The organism is Burkholderia lata (assembly GCF_000012945.1).
In the GTDB taxonomy this organism is placed as follows: Bacteria; Pseudomonadota; Gammaproteobacteria; order Burkholderiales; family Burkholderiaceae; genus Burkholderia; species Burkholderia lata.
In genome coordinates this window covers 926,324-943,053 of sequence record NC_007510.1, presented here as the reverse complement: position 1 = coordinate 943,053, position 16,730 = coordinate 926,324, and the positions used below count along the sequence as shown (strand labels likewise).

Annotated in this window: 18 protein-coding genes; 15 read left to right on the top strand and 3 right to left on the bottom strand. The window is 68.3% G+C overall.

Annotation, left to right across the window (positions count from 1 at the left end; genetic code table 11):
* The first annotated feature begins 71 nt into the window (after window positions 1-71).
* The 15 genes from BCEP18194_RS10150 (at window position 72) to ureG (ending at window position 13,340) form a co-directional block, all read left to right on the top strand.
* The gene (locus tag BCEP18194_RS10150; RefSeq protein WP_011351195.1) at window positions 72-329 is read left to right on the top strand and encodes a hypothetical protein; all 258 of its coding nucleotides are present in this window, start codon (window positions 72-74) and stop codon (window positions 327-329) included.
* Between the two features lie 104 nt (window positions 330-433).
* Window positions 434-1,090, top strand: a complete 657-nt coding sequence (locus BCEP18194_RS10145) for a protein-L-isoaspartate O-methyltransferase family protein (protein WP_011351194.1) — start codon at window positions 434-436, stop codon at window positions 1,088-1,090.
* A gap of 14 nt (window positions 1,091-1,104) precedes the next feature.
* Complete coding sequence (locus BCEP18194_RS10140; protein WP_011351193.1) at window positions 1,105-1,428, top strand: rhodanese-like domain-containing protein; 324 nt, start codon at window positions 1,105-1,107, stop codon at window positions 1,426-1,428.
* Between the two features lie 457 nt (window positions 1,429-1,885).
* Window positions 1,886-3,193 carry an urea ABC transporter substrate-binding protein gene (gene urtA / locus BCEP18194_RS10135; protein ID WP_011351192.1) on the top strand — a complete coding sequence of 436 codons (1,308 nt, stop codon included), beginning with the start codon at window positions 1,886-1,888 and terminating at the stop codon, window positions 3,191-3,193.
* A gap of 149 nt (window positions 3,194-3,342) precedes the next feature.
* The gene (gene urtB / locus BCEP18194_RS10130; RefSeq protein WP_011351191.1) at window positions 3,343-4,962 is read left to right on the top strand and encodes an urea ABC transporter permease subunit UrtB; all 1,620 of its coding nucleotides are present in this window, start codon (window positions 3,343-3,345) and stop codon (window positions 4,960-4,962) included.
* 1 nt (window position 4,963) lies between these two features.
* A complete protein-coding gene (urtC, locus tag BCEP18194_RS10125) occupies window positions 4,964-6,151 on the top strand; it encodes an urea ABC transporter permease subunit UrtC (protein WP_011351190.1) in 1,188 nt (395 codons plus the stop codon).
* The gene (gene urtD, locus BCEP18194_RS10120) at window positions 6,148-7,005 is read left to right on the top strand and encodes an urea ABC transporter ATP-binding protein UrtD (RefSeq protein WP_011351189.1); all 858 of its coding nucleotides are present in this window, start codon (window positions 6,148-6,150) and stop codon (window positions 7,003-7,005) included. Before urtC ends, urtD begins: the two co-directional genes overlap by 4 nt.
* 4 nt (window positions 7,006-7,009) lie before the next feature.
* Window positions 7,010-7,702 (top strand): urea ABC transporter ATP-binding subunit UrtE, encoded by a 693-nt coding sequence (gene urtE / locus BCEP18194_RS10115; protein WP_041493026.1) that lies wholly within the window; start codon window positions 7,010-7,012, stop codon window positions 7,700-7,702.
* 194 nt (window positions 7,703-7,896) lie between these two features.
* Entirely contained in the window at window positions 7,897-8,772 is an 876-nt protein-coding gene (locus tag BCEP18194_RS10110) for an urease accessory protein UreD (protein ID WP_011351187.1), read from the top strand.
* Between the two features lie 236 nt (window positions 8,773-9,008).
* Window positions 9,009-9,311, top strand: coding sequence for an urease subunit gamma (gene ureA / locus BCEP18194_RS10105; RefSeq protein ID WP_006406310.1), 303 nt, complete (start codon window positions 9,009-9,011; stop codon window positions 9,309-9,311).
* Window positions 9,312-9,319: 8 nt separating this feature from the next.
* Window positions 9,320-9,625, top strand: a complete 306-nt coding sequence (locus tag BCEP18194_RS10100) for an urease subunit beta (protein WP_011351186.1) — start codon at window positions 9,320-9,322, stop codon at window positions 9,623-9,625.
* Between the two features lie 29 nt (window positions 9,626-9,654).
* Entirely contained in the window at window positions 9,655-11,361 is a 1,707-nt protein-coding gene (gene ureC, locus BCEP18194_RS10095; protein WP_011351185.1) for an urease subunit alpha, read from the top strand.
* Window positions 11,362-11,383: 22 nt separating this feature from the next.
* Window positions 11,384-12,007 carry an urease accessory protein UreE gene (ureE, locus tag BCEP18194_RS10090; protein WP_011351184.1) on the top strand — a complete coding sequence of 208 codons (624 nt, stop codon included), beginning with the start codon at window positions 11,384-11,386 and terminating at the stop codon, window positions 12,005-12,007.
* Window positions 11,994-12,674, top strand: coding sequence for an urease accessory protein UreF (locus BCEP18194_RS10085; protein ID WP_011351183.1), 681 nt, complete (start codon window positions 11,994-11,996; stop codon window positions 12,672-12,674). The genes ureE and BCEP18194_RS10085 overlap by 14 nt, the downstream gene beginning before the upstream one ends.
* 18 nt (window positions 12,675-12,692) lie before the next feature.
* Entirely contained in the window at window positions 12,693-13,340 is a 648-nt protein-coding gene (gene ureG / locus BCEP18194_RS10080) for an urease accessory protein UreG (protein WP_011351182.1), read from the top strand.
* A gap of 63 nt (window positions 13,341-13,403) precedes the next feature.
* Here the strand turns inward: ureG and waaA are convergent, their stop codons facing one another.
* From waaA to waaC, 3 genes are read right to left on the bottom strand one after another with little or no spacing between them, the layout of a single operon-like run.
* Window positions 13,404-14,750: a lipid IV(A) 3-deoxy-D-manno-octulosonic acid transferase gene (waaA, locus tag BCEP18194_RS10075; protein WP_011351181.1), complete on the bottom strand. Its 1,347-nt coding sequence runs from the start codon at window positions 14,748-14,750 to the stop codon at window positions 13,404-13,406.
* Between the two features lie 37 nt (window positions 14,751-14,787).
* Complete coding sequence (locus tag BCEP18194_RS10070) at window positions 14,788-15,672, bottom strand: Kdo hydroxylase family protein (RefSeq protein WP_011351180.1); 885 nt, start codon at window positions 15,670-15,672, stop codon at window positions 14,788-14,790.
* 44 nt (window positions 15,673-15,716) lie between these two features.
* Window positions 15,717-16,712, bottom strand: a complete 996-nt coding sequence (gene waaC / locus BCEP18194_RS10065) for a lipopolysaccharide heptosyltransferase I (RefSeq protein WP_041493025.1) — start codon at window positions 16,710-16,712, stop codon at window positions 15,717-15,719.
* Window positions 16,713-16,730 lie beyond the last annotated feature (18 nt).

Here is a 16,730-nt window from a genome sequence, read left to right as displayed (position 1 = left end):
CAGGCCACCGGCCGCACGCGGGCGGCCGGTTTGATACAGTGTGGGGCTTACGCCCCGCCAGATTCCGCACGATGCGCACCACCAAAGCGACCCACGCGGTCGAACGCCTGAAAACCCGCTCCGGCAACCCGCAATTCGCGGCCGTCGCGATGGCGGGCGGCCTGTTCTATCTCGTCGACCGCTCCGGCGGCACCACCGAGAAGCGCTGCGAGCCGCTGCCGCTCGACGAGTTCGTCAAGTTCGTCGACGAATTCGGCCCCAAAAAACCGCGCAAGGCGAGCAAGCTCGACCTCGCGTTCGAGGCGCAGATCAAGAAGAGCAAGGGGTAAAGGTCTGTTGCAGGCCGCCTGAAGGCTTCGCGGCCGCCCCGTTTGGTACAATCACGAAGTTTCTCTATCCCCGCTGATGGCCGACCAGGCTGCGTGACCACACCATGAATATCGAAAACGCGCGTTTCAACATGATCGAACAACAGATCCGGCCGTGGGACGTGCTGGATCTCGACGTCCTGGGCCTGCTGTCGATCGTCAAGCGTGAAAACTACGTTCCGGCCGAATACCGCGATCTCGCGTTCGCCGATCTCGAACTCCCGCTGCCCGGCGGCAACAGCAAGATGCTGTTCCCGCGCGTCGAAGCGCGCGTGCTGCAGGAGCTGACGGTCAAGAAGCACGAGAACGTGCTCATCATCGGCGCCGGCTCGGGCTACCTGGCTGCGCTGTTCGCGCACCGCGCGCAGCACGTGACGGCCGTCGAGATCGATCCGACCAACGCGAAGTTCGCGGAAGACAACCTGCGCAACGACGGCGTGACCAACGCGGAAGTCGTCCTCGGCGACGGTTCGCGCGGCTGGGCCGGCAAGGCGCCGTATGACGTGATCTGCGTCGCGGGCGGCCTGCCCGTCGTGCCGCAGGAAATGCTCGAACAGCTGAAGGTCGGCGGCCGCCTCGCGGCATTCGTCGGCGGCCGTCCGGTGATGAAGGCACAGATCATCACGCGCATCGACGACAAGCAGTACCGCGTCGCCGACGTGTTCGAAACGTATATCGACCACCTCGTCAACGCGATCGAGCCGTCGCGCTTCAAGTTCTGAGCGACGGAGCCACCATGCAGATCCTGACGGCCGCGATGCTCGCGGAATGGCTCGGCGACAAGGCACGCCCCGCGCCGGTCGTGCTCGACGTGCGCGAACCGTGGGAAATCGCGACCGCGCATATCGCGGGCAGCGTGTCGATCCCGATGCAGCAGATTCCCGCGCGCAGCGAAGAGCTCGACGACGAAGCGGAAATCGTCTGCGTGTGCCATCACGGGATGCGCAGCGCGCAAGTCGCGATGTTCCTCGAATCGCGCGGCTTCACGAAGCTGTACAACCTGCAAGGCGGGATCGACGCGTGGTCGCGCGACGTCGATCCGTCCGTGCCGCGTTACTGATCCTGTCGGCGGCGCATCACGCGCCGCCTCGCCGATCGGCACACTGCCGCCGGCCGCACTGATTCCCCCGAACGGGCACGCATCGCGTGCCCGTTTCTCTTTTCCGCTCCGGTTAATCACTTCAGCGTCGTCTCGATGACCGACAGCGGCGCTGCGCGGCGTCCGTGACTTGTCCTGCCCGCGTGGCGCGAAGTCATGGTGCACGACGGTTCCCGCCCCGCGTTCAAGTGCAGGCGCCGGAACGGGGAACCCCGACCGTGCACCATTTACGCCCGTGCCCCTGCACCGTGACGGACCGCGCATGCTGCACGACGCGTCACGCGCACCGTCCCGACACCACGCACCGCCCCGCGCAGGCACGCCAGACGTGCATCCGCACGACTGGCACATGCCTTGCGTTACCCGTTGGCCAGCGCCTTCAAGGCGCACGCATATCCAACACGTCAAGGGGAACCCGATGAAACGTCGCAGTCTGTTGAAGTTCGGTTCGATGGCCGGCGCACTCGCGCTCGCGGGCAAGAGCCCGTTCGCTCACGCGGCCGACGCGGGCACCGGCCCGATCAAGGTCGGCATCCTGCATTCGCTGTCGGGCACGATGGCGATCTCGGAGACGTCGCTGAAGGACACCGCGCTGATGACGATCGCCGACATCAACAAGAGCGGCGGCGTGATGGGCCGCAAGCTCGAACCCGTGGTGGTCGATCCCGCGTCGAACTGGCCGCTGTTCGCCGAGAAGGCGCGCCAGCTGCTCACGCAGGACAAGGTCGCGTGCGTGTTCGGCTGCTGGACGTCGGTGTCGCGCAAGTCGGTGCTGCCGGTGTTCGAGGAGCTGAACGGGCTGCTCTATTACCCGGTGCAGTACGAAGGCGAGGAAATGTCGCGCAACGTGTTCTACACGGGCGCCGCACCGAACCAGCAGGCGATCCCGGCCGTCGAGTACCTGATGAGCGCGGAAGGCGGCGGCGCGAAGCGCTTCTTCCTGCTCGGCACCGACTACGTGTATCCGCGCACGACCAACAAGATCCTGCGTGCGTTCCTGAAATCGAAGGGCGTGAAGGACGCCGACATTCAGGAGGTCTACACGCCGTTCGGCCACAGCGATTACCAGACCATCGTCGCGAACATCAAGAACTTCTCGCAAGGCGGCAAGACGACCGTGATCTCGACGATCAACGGCGACTCGAACGTGCCGTTCTACAAGGAGCTCGGCAACCAGGGGATCAAGGCGACCGACGTGCCGGTCGTCGCGTTCTCGGTCGGCGAGGAAGAGCTGCGCGGGATCGACACGAAGCCGCTCGTCGGTCACCTCGCCGCGTGGAATTACTTCATGTCGGTGAAGAACCCGACCAACACGAAGTTCAAGGACCAGTTCGCCGCGTGGGTGAAGGCGAACAACCTGCCCGGCGGCGCGAAGCGCGTGACCAACGACCCGATGGAAGCGACCTACGTCGGCATCCACATGTGGAAGCAGGCCGTCGAGAAGGCGAAGAGCACCGACGTCGACAAGGTGCGCGTCGCGATGGTCGGCCAGACCGTCGCCGCGCCGTCGGGCTTCACGCTCGCGATGGACGGCAACCATCACCTGCACAAGCCGGTGATGATCGGCGAGATCCGCGGCGACGGGCAATTCAACGTCGTGTGGAAAACCAAGACCGCGGTGCGCGCGCAACCGTGGAGCCCGTTCATCGCGGGCAACCAGGGCAAGCCGGACATCGTCACGTCGATCCCGGCCTTCCTGCGCCGGCAGCGCGCGGCGCTCGCCTGATGCAGGGTGGCGCGTCGCGCTTCACACGCGACGCGCCGCTCGCGCGCCGATGCCGAACCCGATGTGCCGTCCGCGCTTGCCGAGATGAACCGCACGCGCCCGCGCATCGCCGCACGCATCCGCTTCCCCACGCCCGACAGGATTTCCCGATGCCTACACGCTTTCGCCGAGCCGCCGTCGCGATCGTCGCGTGCGCCGCCCTCGCGGGCGGGCTGCCACGCGCCGCGTTCGCGCTGACGGCGACCGATACCGCCGCGCTCGCCGGCGACGACTTCGACGCAAAGACGACCGCGATCGAACGGCTCGCCGCCGACTCCGACCCACGCGCCGTCGCGCTGCTCAATGCGCTGTCGACCGGCGACGCGCTCGCGACCGGTGACGGCCGCCTGCTGATCCAGACCGGCGACACCGCGCACGATGCGCTCACGCAGGCCACGACGCCGGCCGGCGACGCGCAGCCCGTGATGCTGAACAACCTGCTGCGCACGAAGATAACTGGTGCGCTGTCGGGGCTCGCGCTCGCGTCGCCCGACGTCGCCGCGCGTCGCGACGCGATCGATGCATTGCTGAAATCGCCCGACCCGGCGCTCAAGCCGATGATCGACCGCGCGCGTGCGAAGGAAACCGATCCCGCGCTGAAGCGCCGCCTCGACGCACTGTGGGCGATCGCCGCGCTGCACGATGCCGATCCGGCGAAGCGCCTCGAAGCCGTGCAGGTGGTGGCTGCACGCCGCGACCTCGACATGATCGAACAGTTGCGCCCGCTCGTCGCGAAGAATGCCGACGGCAGCTACGCGGAACCCGACGCGCGCGTGCGCGCCGCCGCGCAGCAAGGACTCGACGCATTGCACACGCTGCAGCGCCGCGGCGAGATCGTCGGCACCTTGTTCGCGGGCCTGTCGCTCGGCAGTGTGCTGCTGCTCGCCGCGCTCGGCCTCGCGATCACGTACGGGCTGATCGGCGTGATCAACATGGCGCACGGCGAATTCCTGATGATCGGTGCGTACGCAACCTATGTCGTGCAGACGCTGATCCAGCGCTACGCGCCCGGCGCGTTCGACTGGTATCCGCTCGTCGCGGTGCCGGTGTCGTTCGTGACGGCCGCGCTCGTCGGCATCGTGCTCGAACGGCTCGTGCTGCGGCACCTGTATGGCCGCCCGCTCGAGACGTTGCTCGCGACGTTCGGCGTGAGCCTGATCCTGATCCAGGCGACGCGCATGCTGTTCGGCGCGCAGAACGTGCAGGTCGTGAACCCGTCGTGGATGAGCGGCGGCGTGACCGTGATGCAGAACCTGATCCTGCCGTACAACCGGCTCGCGATCCTCGCGTTCGCACTCGCGGTGGTATTCGTCGCGTGGGCGGTGCTGACGAAGACGCGGCTCGGCCTGTTCGTGCGCGCCGTCACGCAGAACCGCCGGATGGCCGCCTGCGTCGGCGTGAAGACCGCGCGCGTCGACGCGTATGCGTTCGCATTCGGCGCGGGCATCGCGGGCCTCGGCGGCTGTGCGCTGTCGCAGATCGGCAACGTGGGCCCCGACCTTGGCCAGAACTACATCATCGATTCGTTCATGGCGGTCGTGCTCGGCGGTGTCGGGCAGATCGCCGGCACCGTGCTCGGCGGCTTCGGGCTCGGCCTCGCGAGCAAGGCGATCGAGCCGTTCTGGGGCGCCGTGCTCGCGAAGATCGCGGTGCTCGTGATGATCGTGCTGTTCATCCAGAAACGTCCGCAGGGCATGTTTGCCCCGAAGGGCCGCAGTGCGGAGGCTTGACGTGACTTCATTCACCCACTCGTTGTCCAATCCGGCCGCCGATGCGCCGAAGCCGGCTGCCGCCGCACGCACGGAAGAGCGCTTCGCGCTCGGCCTGCCGCCCCGCCCCGCGCTGCTGTCGCGACGCGCGTGGCTCGCGCTGATCGCGCTGTGCGTCGCGATCGGCATCGGCGTGCCGCTCGCCGCGCTCGTCGCGCCCGAGTCGAGCGCGTTCCATCTGTCCGCGTACGCGATGACGCTCACCGGCAAGCTGATGTGCTACGCGATCGCCGCACTCGCGCTCGATCTCGTGTGGGGCTACTGCGGGATCCTGAGCCTCGGCCACGGGCTGTTCTTCGCGCTCGGCGGCTATGCGATCGGAATGTATCTGATGCGCGAAATCGGCCGCGACGGCAAGTACGGCAGCGACCTACCCGATTTCATGGTGTTCCTCGACTGGCACCAGTTGCCGTGGTACTGGAGCGGCACGCAGCATCTCGCGTGGGCGCTCGCACTCGTCGTGCTCGTGCCGGCCGTGCTCGCGTGGGTGTTCGGCTTCTTCACGTTCCGCTCGCGCGTGAAGGGCGTGTACCTGTCGATCATCACGCAGGCCATGACGTTCGCCGCGATGCTGCTGTTCTATCGTAACGAGACGGGCTTCGGCGGCAACAACGGCTTCACCGACTTCAAGCGCATCGCAGGCTTTGCGATCACGTCGCCCGGCACGCGCACGGTGCTGTTGCTGATGACGTTCGCGACGCTCGTGCTCGCGTTCATCGCCGCGCGTGCGATCGTCACCAGCAAGCTCGGGCGTGTCGTCACCGCGGTGCGCGATGGCGAGACGCGGCTGATGTTCCTCGGTTACAGCCCGCTCGCATACAAGCTGTTCGTGTGGACCGTGTCGGCCGTGCTGTGCGGCATCGCGGGCGCGTTGTACGTGCCGCAGGTCGGCATCATCAACCCCGGCGAGATGTCGCCCGGCAACTCGATCGAGATGGCGATCTGGGTCGCGGTGGGCGGGCGCGGCACGCTGATCGGACCGATCGTCGGCGCGTTCGCGGTGAACGGCGCGAAGAGCGTTTTTACCGCGTACTTCGCCGAATACTGGCTGTTCTTCCTCGGCCTGATCTTCGTGCTCGTGCCGCTGCTGTTGCCGCGCGGGATCATGGGCCTCGTCGAAACCTTGATCGCGAAGGGGAAACGCGCATGAACGGAACGGCCCTGTACCAGTTCACGCCGCCGCCCGAAGACGAAGGGCTGGCCGTCAGCGGCACCGCATCGATGGGGCGCGTGGTGCCGCCCGGCATCGACACGTCGCACGGCACGATCCTCTACCTCGAGGATATTGAGGTGAGCTTCGACGGTTTCCGCGCGCTGAAGAAGCTGTCGCTGGCGATCGACGCGGGCGAGCTGCGCTGCGTGATCGGCCCGAACGGCGCCGGCAAGACGACGATGATGGACGTGATCACCGGCAAGACACGCCCCGATGCAGGCAAGGTGTTTCTCGGCCAGACGATCGACCTCGCGCGGATGAACGAGCCCGAGATCGCGCGCGCGGGCATCGGCCGCAAGTTCCAGAAGCCGACCGTGTTCGAACAGCATCCGGTGTGGGAGAACCTCGAGCTCGCGATGCAGACCGACAAGGGCTGGCTCGCGTCGCTGCGCGCGCGGCTCGACCGCACCGCGCAGGCGAAGATCGAGGAGACGCTCGCGCTGATCGGCCTCGAGAGCCATGCCTTCCGCGCGGCCGGCGAACTGTCGCACGGGCAGAAGCAGCGACTCGAGATCGGCATGCTGCTGATGCAGCGCCCCGCGCTGCTGCTGCTCGACGAGCCGGCGGCCGGGATGACCGACCACGAGACGATGGAACTCGCCGAACTGCTGAACACGCTGCGCGGCACCTGCTCGATGATGGTCGTCGAGCACGACATGGAATTCGTCGCGGCGCTCGCGGGCGACACGGGCCGCGTGACGGTGATGGCCGAGGGCGCGGTGCTCGCGCAGGGCACGCTCGACCAGGTCAAGCGCGACGACGCGGTGATCGAGTCTTACCTTGGACGATGATGCGATGCTGAAGATCGATGCACTGAACCAGTACTACGGCGGCAGCCATATCCTGCGCAACGTGAGCCTCGCCGCCGACGACGGCAAGCTCACCGTGCTGCTCGGCCGCAACGGCGTCGGCAAGAGCACGCTGCTGCGCTGCCTGATGGGCGTCGTCGCCGCGAAAAGCGGCAGCGTGTCGTGGCGCGGCACGGCGCTCGGCGCGATGCCGCCGTATGCGCGCGTCGCGGCCGGGCTCGCGTATGTGCCGCAGGGCCGCGACATCTTTCCGCGGCTGACCGTCGAGGAGAACCTGCTCGTCGGCGCGGCGAGCCGCAAGGCGCCGTCGAAGGTGCCCGACCGCATCTACGACCTGTTCCCGGTGCTGAAGGACATGCGCGCTCGGCGCGGAGGCGACCTGTCGGGCGGCCAGCAGCAGCAGCTCGCGATCGGCCGCGCGCTGATGAGCGAACCGCAGTTGCTGATCCTCGACGAGCCGACCGAAGGCATCCAGCCGTCGATCATCCAGGACATCGGCCGCACGCTGCGCCAGCTCGTCGACGAATCGAAGATGACCGTGCTGCTCGTCGAGCAGTATTACGACTTCGCCCAGTCGATCGCCGACTGCTACTGGGTGATGAGCCGTGGCGAGATCGTCGCGGGCGGCGACGCGCACGAGATGGAAGCGAACGGTGTGCGGGAGCTGATCGCGGTGTAGCGGGAAAGGTGGCCCGGAACGGCACCGCTTCCGGCGATCGATCCGGCGCCTCGCCGAATGGCGCATGCCGGGCGCACGCCAGCGAAACGGCACGGCCTGAGCGTAGCGTTGCAGCCTCCGGCAACGCCGGTACCGAAGCGTATATTGTTGCGGTAGCATCCTCGTTCCCCGCGCCCGTCCCCTGCTTCCCGCCGATGTCCGCCCCCGATTCCCGTGCCCCGCTGTCCCGCCCCGCCGTCGCCAAGTCGTGGCACGGCCGCCTCGAACTCGGCTTCGAACGGCACGGCATGCGCACGACGCTCGCGCACCGTCTGCACGACGGCCCGCTGCGCGTGCAGCGCCCGCTGTATCCGGAAGGCGACGCGATCTGCCACGCGGTGATCGTGCACCCGCCGGGCGGCGTCGCCGGCGGCGACCGGCTCGACATCGACATCGCGCTCGGCGACGGCACGCATGCGGTGCTGACGACACCCGGCGCGACCAAGTGGTACAAGTCGAACGGGCTGGACGCGACACAGCGCATCGGCATCACGGTCGGCGAACACGCGAAACTCGACTGGCTGCCGCAGAACAACCTGTTCTTCGACGCGGCGCATGCTTCGCTCGACTTCACGGTAAAACTCGGCACGGGTGCGACTGCGATCGGCTGGGACGCGTCGCAGCTCGGCCGGCAGGCGGCCGGCGAAACCTGGTCGGCGGGCCGCGTCGCGTCGACCTCCGCGCTCGTCGATGCCGACGGCCGGCCGCTATGGACCGAACGCGCGCTGCTCGATGCGCACGACCCGCTGCGCGGCGCGCTGCAGGGTCTCGCCGGCTTTCCCGCGTACGGCACGCTGTGGGCGGCCGGCGCCGCATGCGACGCCGCACTCGCGGAATCGCTCGCCGCGCGGATGCCGTTCGATGCCACGCTGCGCGCGGGCGCGACCTGCGTGACGCCGGGCGTCGTGCTCGTCCGCGCGCTGTCGACGTCGATGGAAGCGCTGCAACGCCACTTCACCGACTGCTGGCTGCATCTGCGGCCGATCGTGCACGGTGTCGACGCACGGCCGCTGCGCCTCTGGCAAACCTGAGCGCGGTCGCGCCACGCACCGTTTCGGCGCAGCGTCGCGACCGGCGCTGCACATTGCCCATGCATCGCGCACCACGAGCGCGCATCGCACGGCGTTCCATGCACATGGCACGCGCCTTGCTGCTTACATAACCGCTACACGACGCACGCAAAACAGCGCGATGCTACGATGACCCGCGCGTTCGCATCGTTGCGCGCGCACCGATAAAAATTACGTTTTACTGAACGTTTTCCTTCATGAAACTGACTCCCCGCGAGAAGGACAAGCTGCTGATCTTCACGGCGGCGCTGCTGGCCGAGCGCCGTCGCGCACGCGGCCTGAAGCTCAACTATCCGGAGGCGGTCGCCTTCATCACCGCCGCGTTGATGGAAGCCGCGCGCGACGGCAAGACGGTCGCCGAGGTGATGCATTACGGCACGACGCTGCTCACGCGCGACGACGTGATGGACGGCGTGCCGGAGATGATTCCCGACATCCAGGTCGAGGCGACCTTCCCCGACGGCACGAAGCTCGTGACCGTCCATCACCCGATTCCGTGAGGCCCCGCATGATCCCCGGCGAAATCCTCACCGACGACGGCGAACACGTACTGAACGCGGGCCGCGCGACGCTGACGCTCGTCGTCGCGAACACCGGCGACCGCCCGGTGCAGGTCGGCTCGCACTACCACTTCTTCGAAGTCAACGACGCGCTGTCGTTCGATCGCGCGGCCGCGCGCGGCTTTCGCCTGAACATCGCGGCCGGCACCGCCGTGCGCTTCGAGCCGGGCCAGACGCGCACCGTCGAGCTGGTCGCACTCGCGGGCGATCGCGCCGTCTACGGTTTTCAGGGCAAGGTGATGGGGCCGCTGTAAGCCGCGCCCCGCTCTTCAGGAACAGCACCATGACACTACGCTTGAGCCGCCGCGCGTACGCGGAAATGTTCGGGCCGACGACGGGCGACCGCGTCCGGCTCGCCGACACCGAACTGCTGATCGAGATCGAACGCGATTTCACGACCTACGGCGAGGAAGTGAAATTCGGCGGCGGGAAAGTGATCCGCGACGGCATGGGCCAGTCGCAGCGCGTGGCCGCCGACGTGCCCGACACAATCATCACGAACGCGGTGATCCTCGATCACTGGGGCATCGTGAAGGCCGACATCGCGATCAAGCACGGCCGCATCGCCGCGATCGGCAAGGCCGGCAATCCGGACATCCAGCCGGGCGTGACGATCGCGATCGGCGCCGCGACTGAAGTGATCGCCGGCGAAGGGCTGATCGTGACGGCCGGCGGCATCGACACGCACATCCACTTCATCAGCCCGCAGCAGATCGACGAGGCGCTCGCGTCGGGCGTCACGACGATGCTCGGCGGCGGCACGGGGCCGGCCACCGGCACCAACGCGACGACCTGCACGCCGGGCCCGTGGCACATGGAGCGGATGCTGCAGGCCGCCGACGGCTGGCCGATCAATCTCGGCTTTCTCGGCAAGGGCAACGCGAGCCTGCCGCAGCCGCTCGTCGAGCAGATCGCGGCCGGCGCAATCGGGCTGAAGCTGCACGAGGACTGGGGCACGACCCCCGCGGCGATCGACAACTGTCTTTCCGTTGCCGACGACACCGACACGCAGGTCGCGATCCACACCGACACGCTGAACGAAGGCGGCTTCGTCGAATCGACGGTCGCCGCGTTCAAGGGCCGCACGATCCACACGTACCACACCGAAGGCGCGGGCGGCGGCCATGCGCCCGACATCCTGAAGGTGTGCGGCGAGTCGAACGTGCTGCCGTCGTCGACCAACCCGACGCGCCCGTACACGATCAACACGCTCGACGAGCATCTCGACATGCTGATGGTGTGCCATCACCTCGATCCGTCGATCGCCGAGGATCTCGCGTTCGCCGAATCGCGGATCCGCCGCGAGACGATCGCGGCCGAGGACATCCTGCACGATCTCGGCGCGCTGTCGATGCTGTCGTCCGATTCGCAGGCGATGGGCCGCGTCGGCGAGGTGATCATCCGCACGTGGCAGACCGCGCACAAGATGAAGGTGCAACGCGGCGCGCTGCCGGAAGACAACACGCGCAACGACAACTTCCGTGCGAAGCGCTACGTCGCGAAGTACACGATCAACCCGGCGCTCACGCACGGAATTGCGCACGAAGTCGGCTCGATCGAGCCCGGCAAGTGGGCCGACCTGGTGCTGTGGGAGCCGGCGTTCTTCGGGATCAAGCCGTCGATGATCCTGAAGGGCGGAATGATCGCGATGGCGCAGATGGGCGACCCGAACGCGTCGATCCCGACACCGCAGCCGGTCCACTATCGCGAGATGTTCGCCACGCGCGGCGGTGCGCTCGCGCGCACGTCGCTGACCTTCGTGTCGCAGATGGCCGCCGATGCGGGCATCGCGGAACGCTATGGCCTCGCGAAGCGGATCGTGCCCGTGCGCAACTGCCGCAACGTGACGAAGGCCGACATGATCCACAACGCGTGGCGCCCGTCGATCAGCGTCGACCCCGAAACCTACGACGTGATCGCCGACGGCCAGTTGCTCACCTGCGAGCCGGCCACGGTGCTGCCGATGGCGCAGCGCTATTTCCTGTTCTGACCTGATTGCCGGTTTTCGACTCATGCGCACCCTCGACAAACGCATTGCCCCGAACGTGAAACTCGCCGCGTCGCTCGTCGCGCGCGCGCCGACGCTCACGCTCGCCTACGACGCCCGCTGCAAGAGCCGCCTCGCGGCGACGCTCGACACCGGCGAGGACGTCGCGGTCCTGCTGCCGCGCGGCACGATCCTGCGCGACGGCGACGTGCTCGTCGCCGACGACGGCGCGCTCGTGCGCATTGCCGCGGCGCCCGAGACCGTGCTGCGCGTGCGCGCCGCCGATCCGCTCACGCTGATGCGCGCCGCGTACCACCTCGGCAACCGTCACACGCCGGTCGAGATCGGCGACGGCTATCTGAAGCTCGAAGCCGACCCGGTGCTCGCTGACATGCTGCGCCGGCTCGGCACGCAGGTCGAGGAGACCCTCGCGCCGTTTCAGCCGGAAGCCGGCGCGTACGGCGGCGGCCACAAGCACGGGCACGACGCGACGTTCGCCGAGGATTACGCACTCGCGCAGCAGGTGTTCGGCGAGCACCACGGTCACGCTCATTCGCATTCGCATTCGCACGACCACGACCACGACCACGACCACGACCATCAGCATGGTCCCGGTTGCGCGCACGGCCACGGCCATGACCACCACTGAACTCGTCGCGCTGCTGCACCTTGCATCGCCGGCGCTGCCGATCGGCGCGTACAGCTATTCACAGGGGCTTGAAGCGGCGCTCGACGCAAACCTGATCCACGACGCGGATACCGCGCGCGACTGGATCGCGAGCGGCCTGACCGACGTGCTCGCGCACGGCGAGCTGCCGTTCCTCGCGCACCAGCTCGCGCGCTGGCACGCGCACGACACGCCGGCGCTCGTCACCGAGAATGCGTGGTTCATCGCGAGCCGCGAATCGGCCGAACTGCGCCGCGAGACCGAACAGATGGGCTGGTCGCTCGCGCAGCTCTGCGCGTCGCTCGAATGGGGCGATGCCGCGCGCCGCGCGACGCTCGCGGCGATGACGCCGATCGCGCTGCCCACCGCGTTCGCGTACGCAGCCGCCGCGCACGACGCGAGCGCCGACGCCGTGCTCGCCGCATACGCATTCGGCTGGGTCGAGAACCAGACGTCCGCCGCGCTGAAGGCCGTGCCGCTCGGCCAGCTCGCCGGGCAACGCATCATCGTCGCGCTGCGCGGTGCGATCGACGCAGCCGTGCGCCGCGCGCTCGCGACGCCGCCCGACGCCGTCAACACGTTCGCGCCGCAGCTCGGCATCCTGTCCGCGCGGCACGAAACCCAGTATTCGCGGTTGTTCCGCTCCTGAACCCGACGCTTATCCGCCATGAACGCACCTGCTCCCTCCTCTGCCCGCCGCACGAAGAAACTGCCGCCGCTGCGCGTCGGCATCGGCGGCCCCGTCGGCTCCGGCAAGACCACGCTGCTCGAAATGCTGTGCAAGGCGATGCGCGACCGGTACGACCTCGTCGCGATCACCAACGACATCTATACGAAGGAAGACCAGCGGCTGCTGACGGTCGCGGGCGCACTGCCCGAGGAGCGCATCATGGGCGTCGAGACGGGCGGCTGCCCGCACACGGCGATCCGCGAGGATGCGTCGATCAACCTCGAGGCCGTCGACCGGATGCTGTCGCGCTTCCCCGACGCCGACATCGTGTTCATCGAATCGGGCGGAGACAATCTCGCGGCGACCTTCAGCCCCGAGCTGTCGGACCTGACGATCTACGTGATCGACGTCGCGGGCGGCGAGAAGATTCCGCGCAAGGGCGGCCCAGGCATCACGAAATCCGACCTGCTCGTGATCAACAAGACGGATCTCGCGCCGCTGGTCGGTGCGAACCTCGACGTGATGGCGTCCGACACGAAGAAGATGCGTGGCGAGCGGCCTTACGTGATGACGAACCTGAAGGCGCTCGAAGGCGTCGCGGACGTGATCGCGTTCATCGAGAAGAAGGGGTTGCTGACGGTCTGAGCGGCGTGGCGGCGCCATACGGTGCCGCCACGCGTGCTCATGGCGGCATTGCGCCGCCTTCGCCTAGTCGTCGGAAGCGTCCTGCAGCGTGCGCACGCCACGCTCGGCGGGCGGCAGCAGTGCCGCGAGCACGTCGACCGTGCGTGCGGTCGCGCCGCGGTGACGCGACGCGAATGCGGCGCCGGCCGCGCCCATCGCGATGCGCCGCGCCTTGTCGGCGAACAGCGCGTCGAGCACGTGCGCGAGATCGAGCGGATCCTCGACCTGCAGCGCCGCGCCGGCCGCGACCGCATCGGCGGTCGCCTGCGTGAAGTTGAACACGTGCTTGCCGATCAGCACCGGCACGCCAACCGCGCACGCCTCGATCAGGTTCTGGCCGCCGAGCGGCAACAGGCTGCCGCCGATGAACGCGATGTCGGCCGCCGCGTAATACGCGCCGAGCTCGCCCATCGAATCGCCGAGCAACACCGATACGTCGTCCGGCAGCGGCTCGGCAGCCGGCCGTCCGGCCGCGAGCGCGGCCTTGTCGGCCGCCCACACCGAGCGTCGCACGCACTTGAGCCCGCTGCGCTCGACGAGCGCCTCGACCTCGGCGAAGCGCTGCGGATGACGCGGTACGAGCACCAGCAGCGCGCCGGGCGTGCGCATCGCCGTGAATGCGTCGAGCACCAGCGCCTCCTCGTTCTCGCGCGTGCTCGCGGCCACCCACACGGGCCGCGCGCCGATCGCCTCGCGCCACGCATGGCCACGCGCCGCGAGTTCCGGCGGCGTCGTCATGTCGAACTTCAGGTTGCCGAGCACGGTCACGTTGCGCGCGCCGAGCGACGACAGCCGCTCCGCATCGGCCGGGCTCTGCGCGAGCACGCGCGAGAAGCCGCCGAACACGTCGTGCGTCGCCGCGCCGAACTTCGATGCACGCCGGAACGAACGCGCGGACATGCGCGCATTGGTCAGCACCAGCGGCACGTCCGCGCGGCGGCACTCGTCGATCAGCGTGGGCCACACCTCGGTTTCCATCACGAGGCCGAGCGTCGGCCGCCACGCGCGCAGGAAGCGTCGTACCGCGCCGGGCATGTCGTACGGCAGATAGCAGCGCAGCACGCGATCGCCGAAGATCTGTTCGCCGGTCGCGCGGCCGCTCGGCGTCATGTGCGTGAGCAGGATGCGCGCATCGGGGCGGGCATGCATCAGCGCGTCGATCAGCGGCTGCGCCGCGCGGGTCTCGCCGACGGATACCGCATGCACCCAGATCAGCGGCGCGCGGTCGTCGCGCGAGCGGCCGGCCACGTGGCCGAAACGTTCGCCGATGTGCTCGCGATAGCCACGCTCCTTGCGCGAGCGCACGTAAAGCCGGATGACGGCGATCGGTGCGACGAGCCACCACAGCGCGCGATAGATCACCCTCAGCATGCGGCGACCCTCATGTTGCAACGGAGAAGAGGCGCGCTCAAACCAGCGCCCTGCCCTTCAGGCGTTCGAGAATGCCGAGCGGCGCGCATTCGCGGCGCACCATCGCGTCGACCGGCAGGAAGAAGGTCTGTTCGAGCATGAACTGGCCGGACATCACAGCGTGCGAAGTCTGATCCGAGAAACATATCCACACGCAGCCCGGCGGAAACGGCATCGTCTGCTGCGGAGCCGTCTTCTGGTAGTCGAGATCGGCCTTCATGCTGTCGTGCAGGTTCAGCATCAGGTGGTCGTACGCGCTGCGCGGCGACTTCGTCACGTGCAGCAGGTTCAGCAGCCATGCGGCGCCCGGCAACTGCGGCTTGATGTGCGGCAGGAAGCGCTTCGCGACGTCCTCGAACGGCTCGCCGACGCGCCACACGCGCGGCACGCCGACCGGGTTCACGTTCGTGAACACGCGCAGGATGCGCTCGCCGTAGTTGGGCCGCGACGGGAATGCGTCGACGTGCAGCCGGCTGTCGTCCTTGCGCCACGACGTCTGGCGCGTCTCGACCTGCATCAGCCGCAGGCTCGTCGGCGCGACGCGCAGCTTGCCGCGGTATTCGGGAAAGAGGCCGTCGACGAGCGTGCCGGCCTGCTGCTGGAAGCGCGCGACGAGCGCGCGCACCGCCGACTGCGTGACGTTGTCGCCGAGCACGCCGGCGAGCGCGCCGCCGTTCGGCGCGAGGCTGATGTTCTTGCGTTTCGGGTCGGCGAGCGCCGGATCGAGCAGCGCTTCCTCGCCGCCTTCGATCGCGAAGCGCAGGTGCGGGAAATACAGCACCTTGCCTTCCTCGACGGCGGCCAGCAGCTGCTCGCGCGGCGCCGACAGGTTGTGTCCGCTCCAGTCGGCGGACGGGACTTCGATGATCTGGGATTCGCTCATGTTCGGTTCGCGTGGGTTCGCGCGGGTTCGCACGTGTGACAGCGTTACAGGAGACCGAAGCCCGCGAGCGCCGACTTCACCTGCGCGATCGACGGGGGTTGCCCCGCCGTGCCGAGATTGACGACGTTCGGCGACCAGTAGCCGCCGGTCCGCCAGGCCGTCGCGAAATTGTACAGTTCGACCGTCGGACGCTTCAGCGCGGCCGCGATGTGAACCAGACCTGTATCAACCCCGACGGTGGCGGCCGCGCCGTCGATCAGCCCGACCACCGCCGGCAGCGACAGCCGCGGCGGCACGATCGCCGCCGCGCCGAACTCTTTTGCGAGCCGCTCGCTGGTCGCGCGTTCCGCGTCGTTGCCCCACGGCAGCACGAGCGACGCGCCGCGCCGCACGAGGGCCTGGCCGAGCTCGATCCACGCGGCGTCCGGCCATTGCTTGTCGGCACGCGACGTCGCGTGGACGAACACCACGTACGGCACCGGCAGGTTCAGGCCGAGCGCGGCCACCGCGAGCGCCGCCGCGCGCGTATCGAGGCCGAAGTCGACCGGATCGGCCGGCGTCGGCGCCGGGTCGTCCAGCGCGGCCGCGACGAGTTGCCGCGAGCGCTCGACGACGTGCGTGCGCGGCGCGATCGGCACGCGCTTGCGATAGAAGAAGCGCACGGGCCACTCGTAGCCGGCGCCGTCGGTGCGGTTGCCGAGCCCGACGAGCGGGCCACGCGCCCAGCTGGCGACCCAGGCCGTCTTGATGAGGCCCTGACAGTCGATCACGAGGTCGTACTGCTCGGCCGCGAGGCGCTGGCGGAACGCACGGATCTCGCGCCACGTGGCGCCCGAGAACGGCTTCTTGCGCCAGCGGCGCAGCGAGAACGGCAGCACGTTGCGCACGCCGTCGACGAGCTTGACCAGGTCGACGAAGCTTTCCTCGACGAGCCAGTCGATCTGCGCATTGGGGTGGCGGCGCCGGATATCGGCGATCACCGGCATGTTGTGCACGACGTCGCCCAGCGACGACACGCGCACGATCAGGATCTTTTGCACGCTGAAAAAACGCCGGCA

Coding starts and splice junctions, on each gene's coding strand:
- BCEP18194_RS10110 (WP_011351187.1), top strand. CDS start 7,897: ATGTCCGCCCCCGATTCCCGTGCCCCGCTGTCCCGCCCCGCCGTCGCC.
- BCEP18194_RS10150 (WP_011351195.1), top strand. CDS start 72: ATGCGCACCACCAAAGCGACCCACGCGGTCGAACGCCTGAAAACCCGC.
- BCEP18194_RS10070 (WP_011351180.1), bottom strand. CDS start 15,672: ATGAGCGAATCCCAGATCATCGAAGTCCCGTCCGCCGACTGGAGCGGA.
- waaA (WP_011351181.1), bottom strand. CDS start 14,750: ATGCTGAGGGTGATCTATCGCGCGCTGTGGTGGCTCGTCGCACCGATC.
- ureA (WP_006406310.1), top strand. CDS start 9,009: ATGAAACTGACTCCCCGCGAGAAGGACAAGCTGCTGATCTTCACGGCG.
- urtA (WP_011351192.1), top strand. CDS start 1,886: ATGAAACGTCGCAGTCTGTTGAAGTTCGGTTCGATGGCCGGCGCACTC.
- BCEP18194_RS10145 (WP_011351194.1), top strand. CDS start 434: ATGAATATCGAAAACGCGCGTTTCAACATGATCGAACAACAGATCCGG.
- urtD (WP_011351189.1), top strand. CDS start 6,148: ATGAACGGAACGGCCCTGTACCAGTTCACGCCGCCGCCCGAAGACGAA.
- BCEP18194_RS10085 (WP_011351183.1), top strand. CDS start 11,994: ATGACCACCACTGAACTCGTCGCGCTGCTGCACCTTGCATCGCCGGCG.
- ureC (WP_011351185.1), top strand. CDS start 9,655: ATGACACTACGCTTGAGCCGCCGCGCGTACGCGGAAATGTTCGGGCCG.
- ureG (WP_011351182.1), top strand. CDS start 12,693: ATGAACGCACCTGCTCCCTCCTCTGCCCGCCGCACGAAGAAACTGCCG.
- ureE (WP_011351184.1), top strand. CDS start 11,384: ATGCGCACCCTCGACAAACGCATTGCCCCGAACGTGAAACTCGCCGCG.
- urtE (WP_041493026.1), top strand. CDS start 7,010: ATGCTGAAGATCGATGCACTGAACCAGTACTACGGCGGCAGCCATATC.
- urtB (WP_011351191.1), top strand. CDS start 3,343: ATGCCTACACGCTTTCGCCGAGCCGCCGTCGCGATCGTCGCGTGCGCC.
- BCEP18194_RS10140 (WP_011351193.1), top strand. CDS start 1,105: ATGCAGATCCTGACGGCCGCGATGCTCGCGGAATGGCTCGGCGACAAG.
- BCEP18194_RS10100 (WP_011351186.1), top strand. CDS start 9,320: ATGATCCCCGGCGAAATCCTCACCGACGACGGCGAACACGTACTGAAC.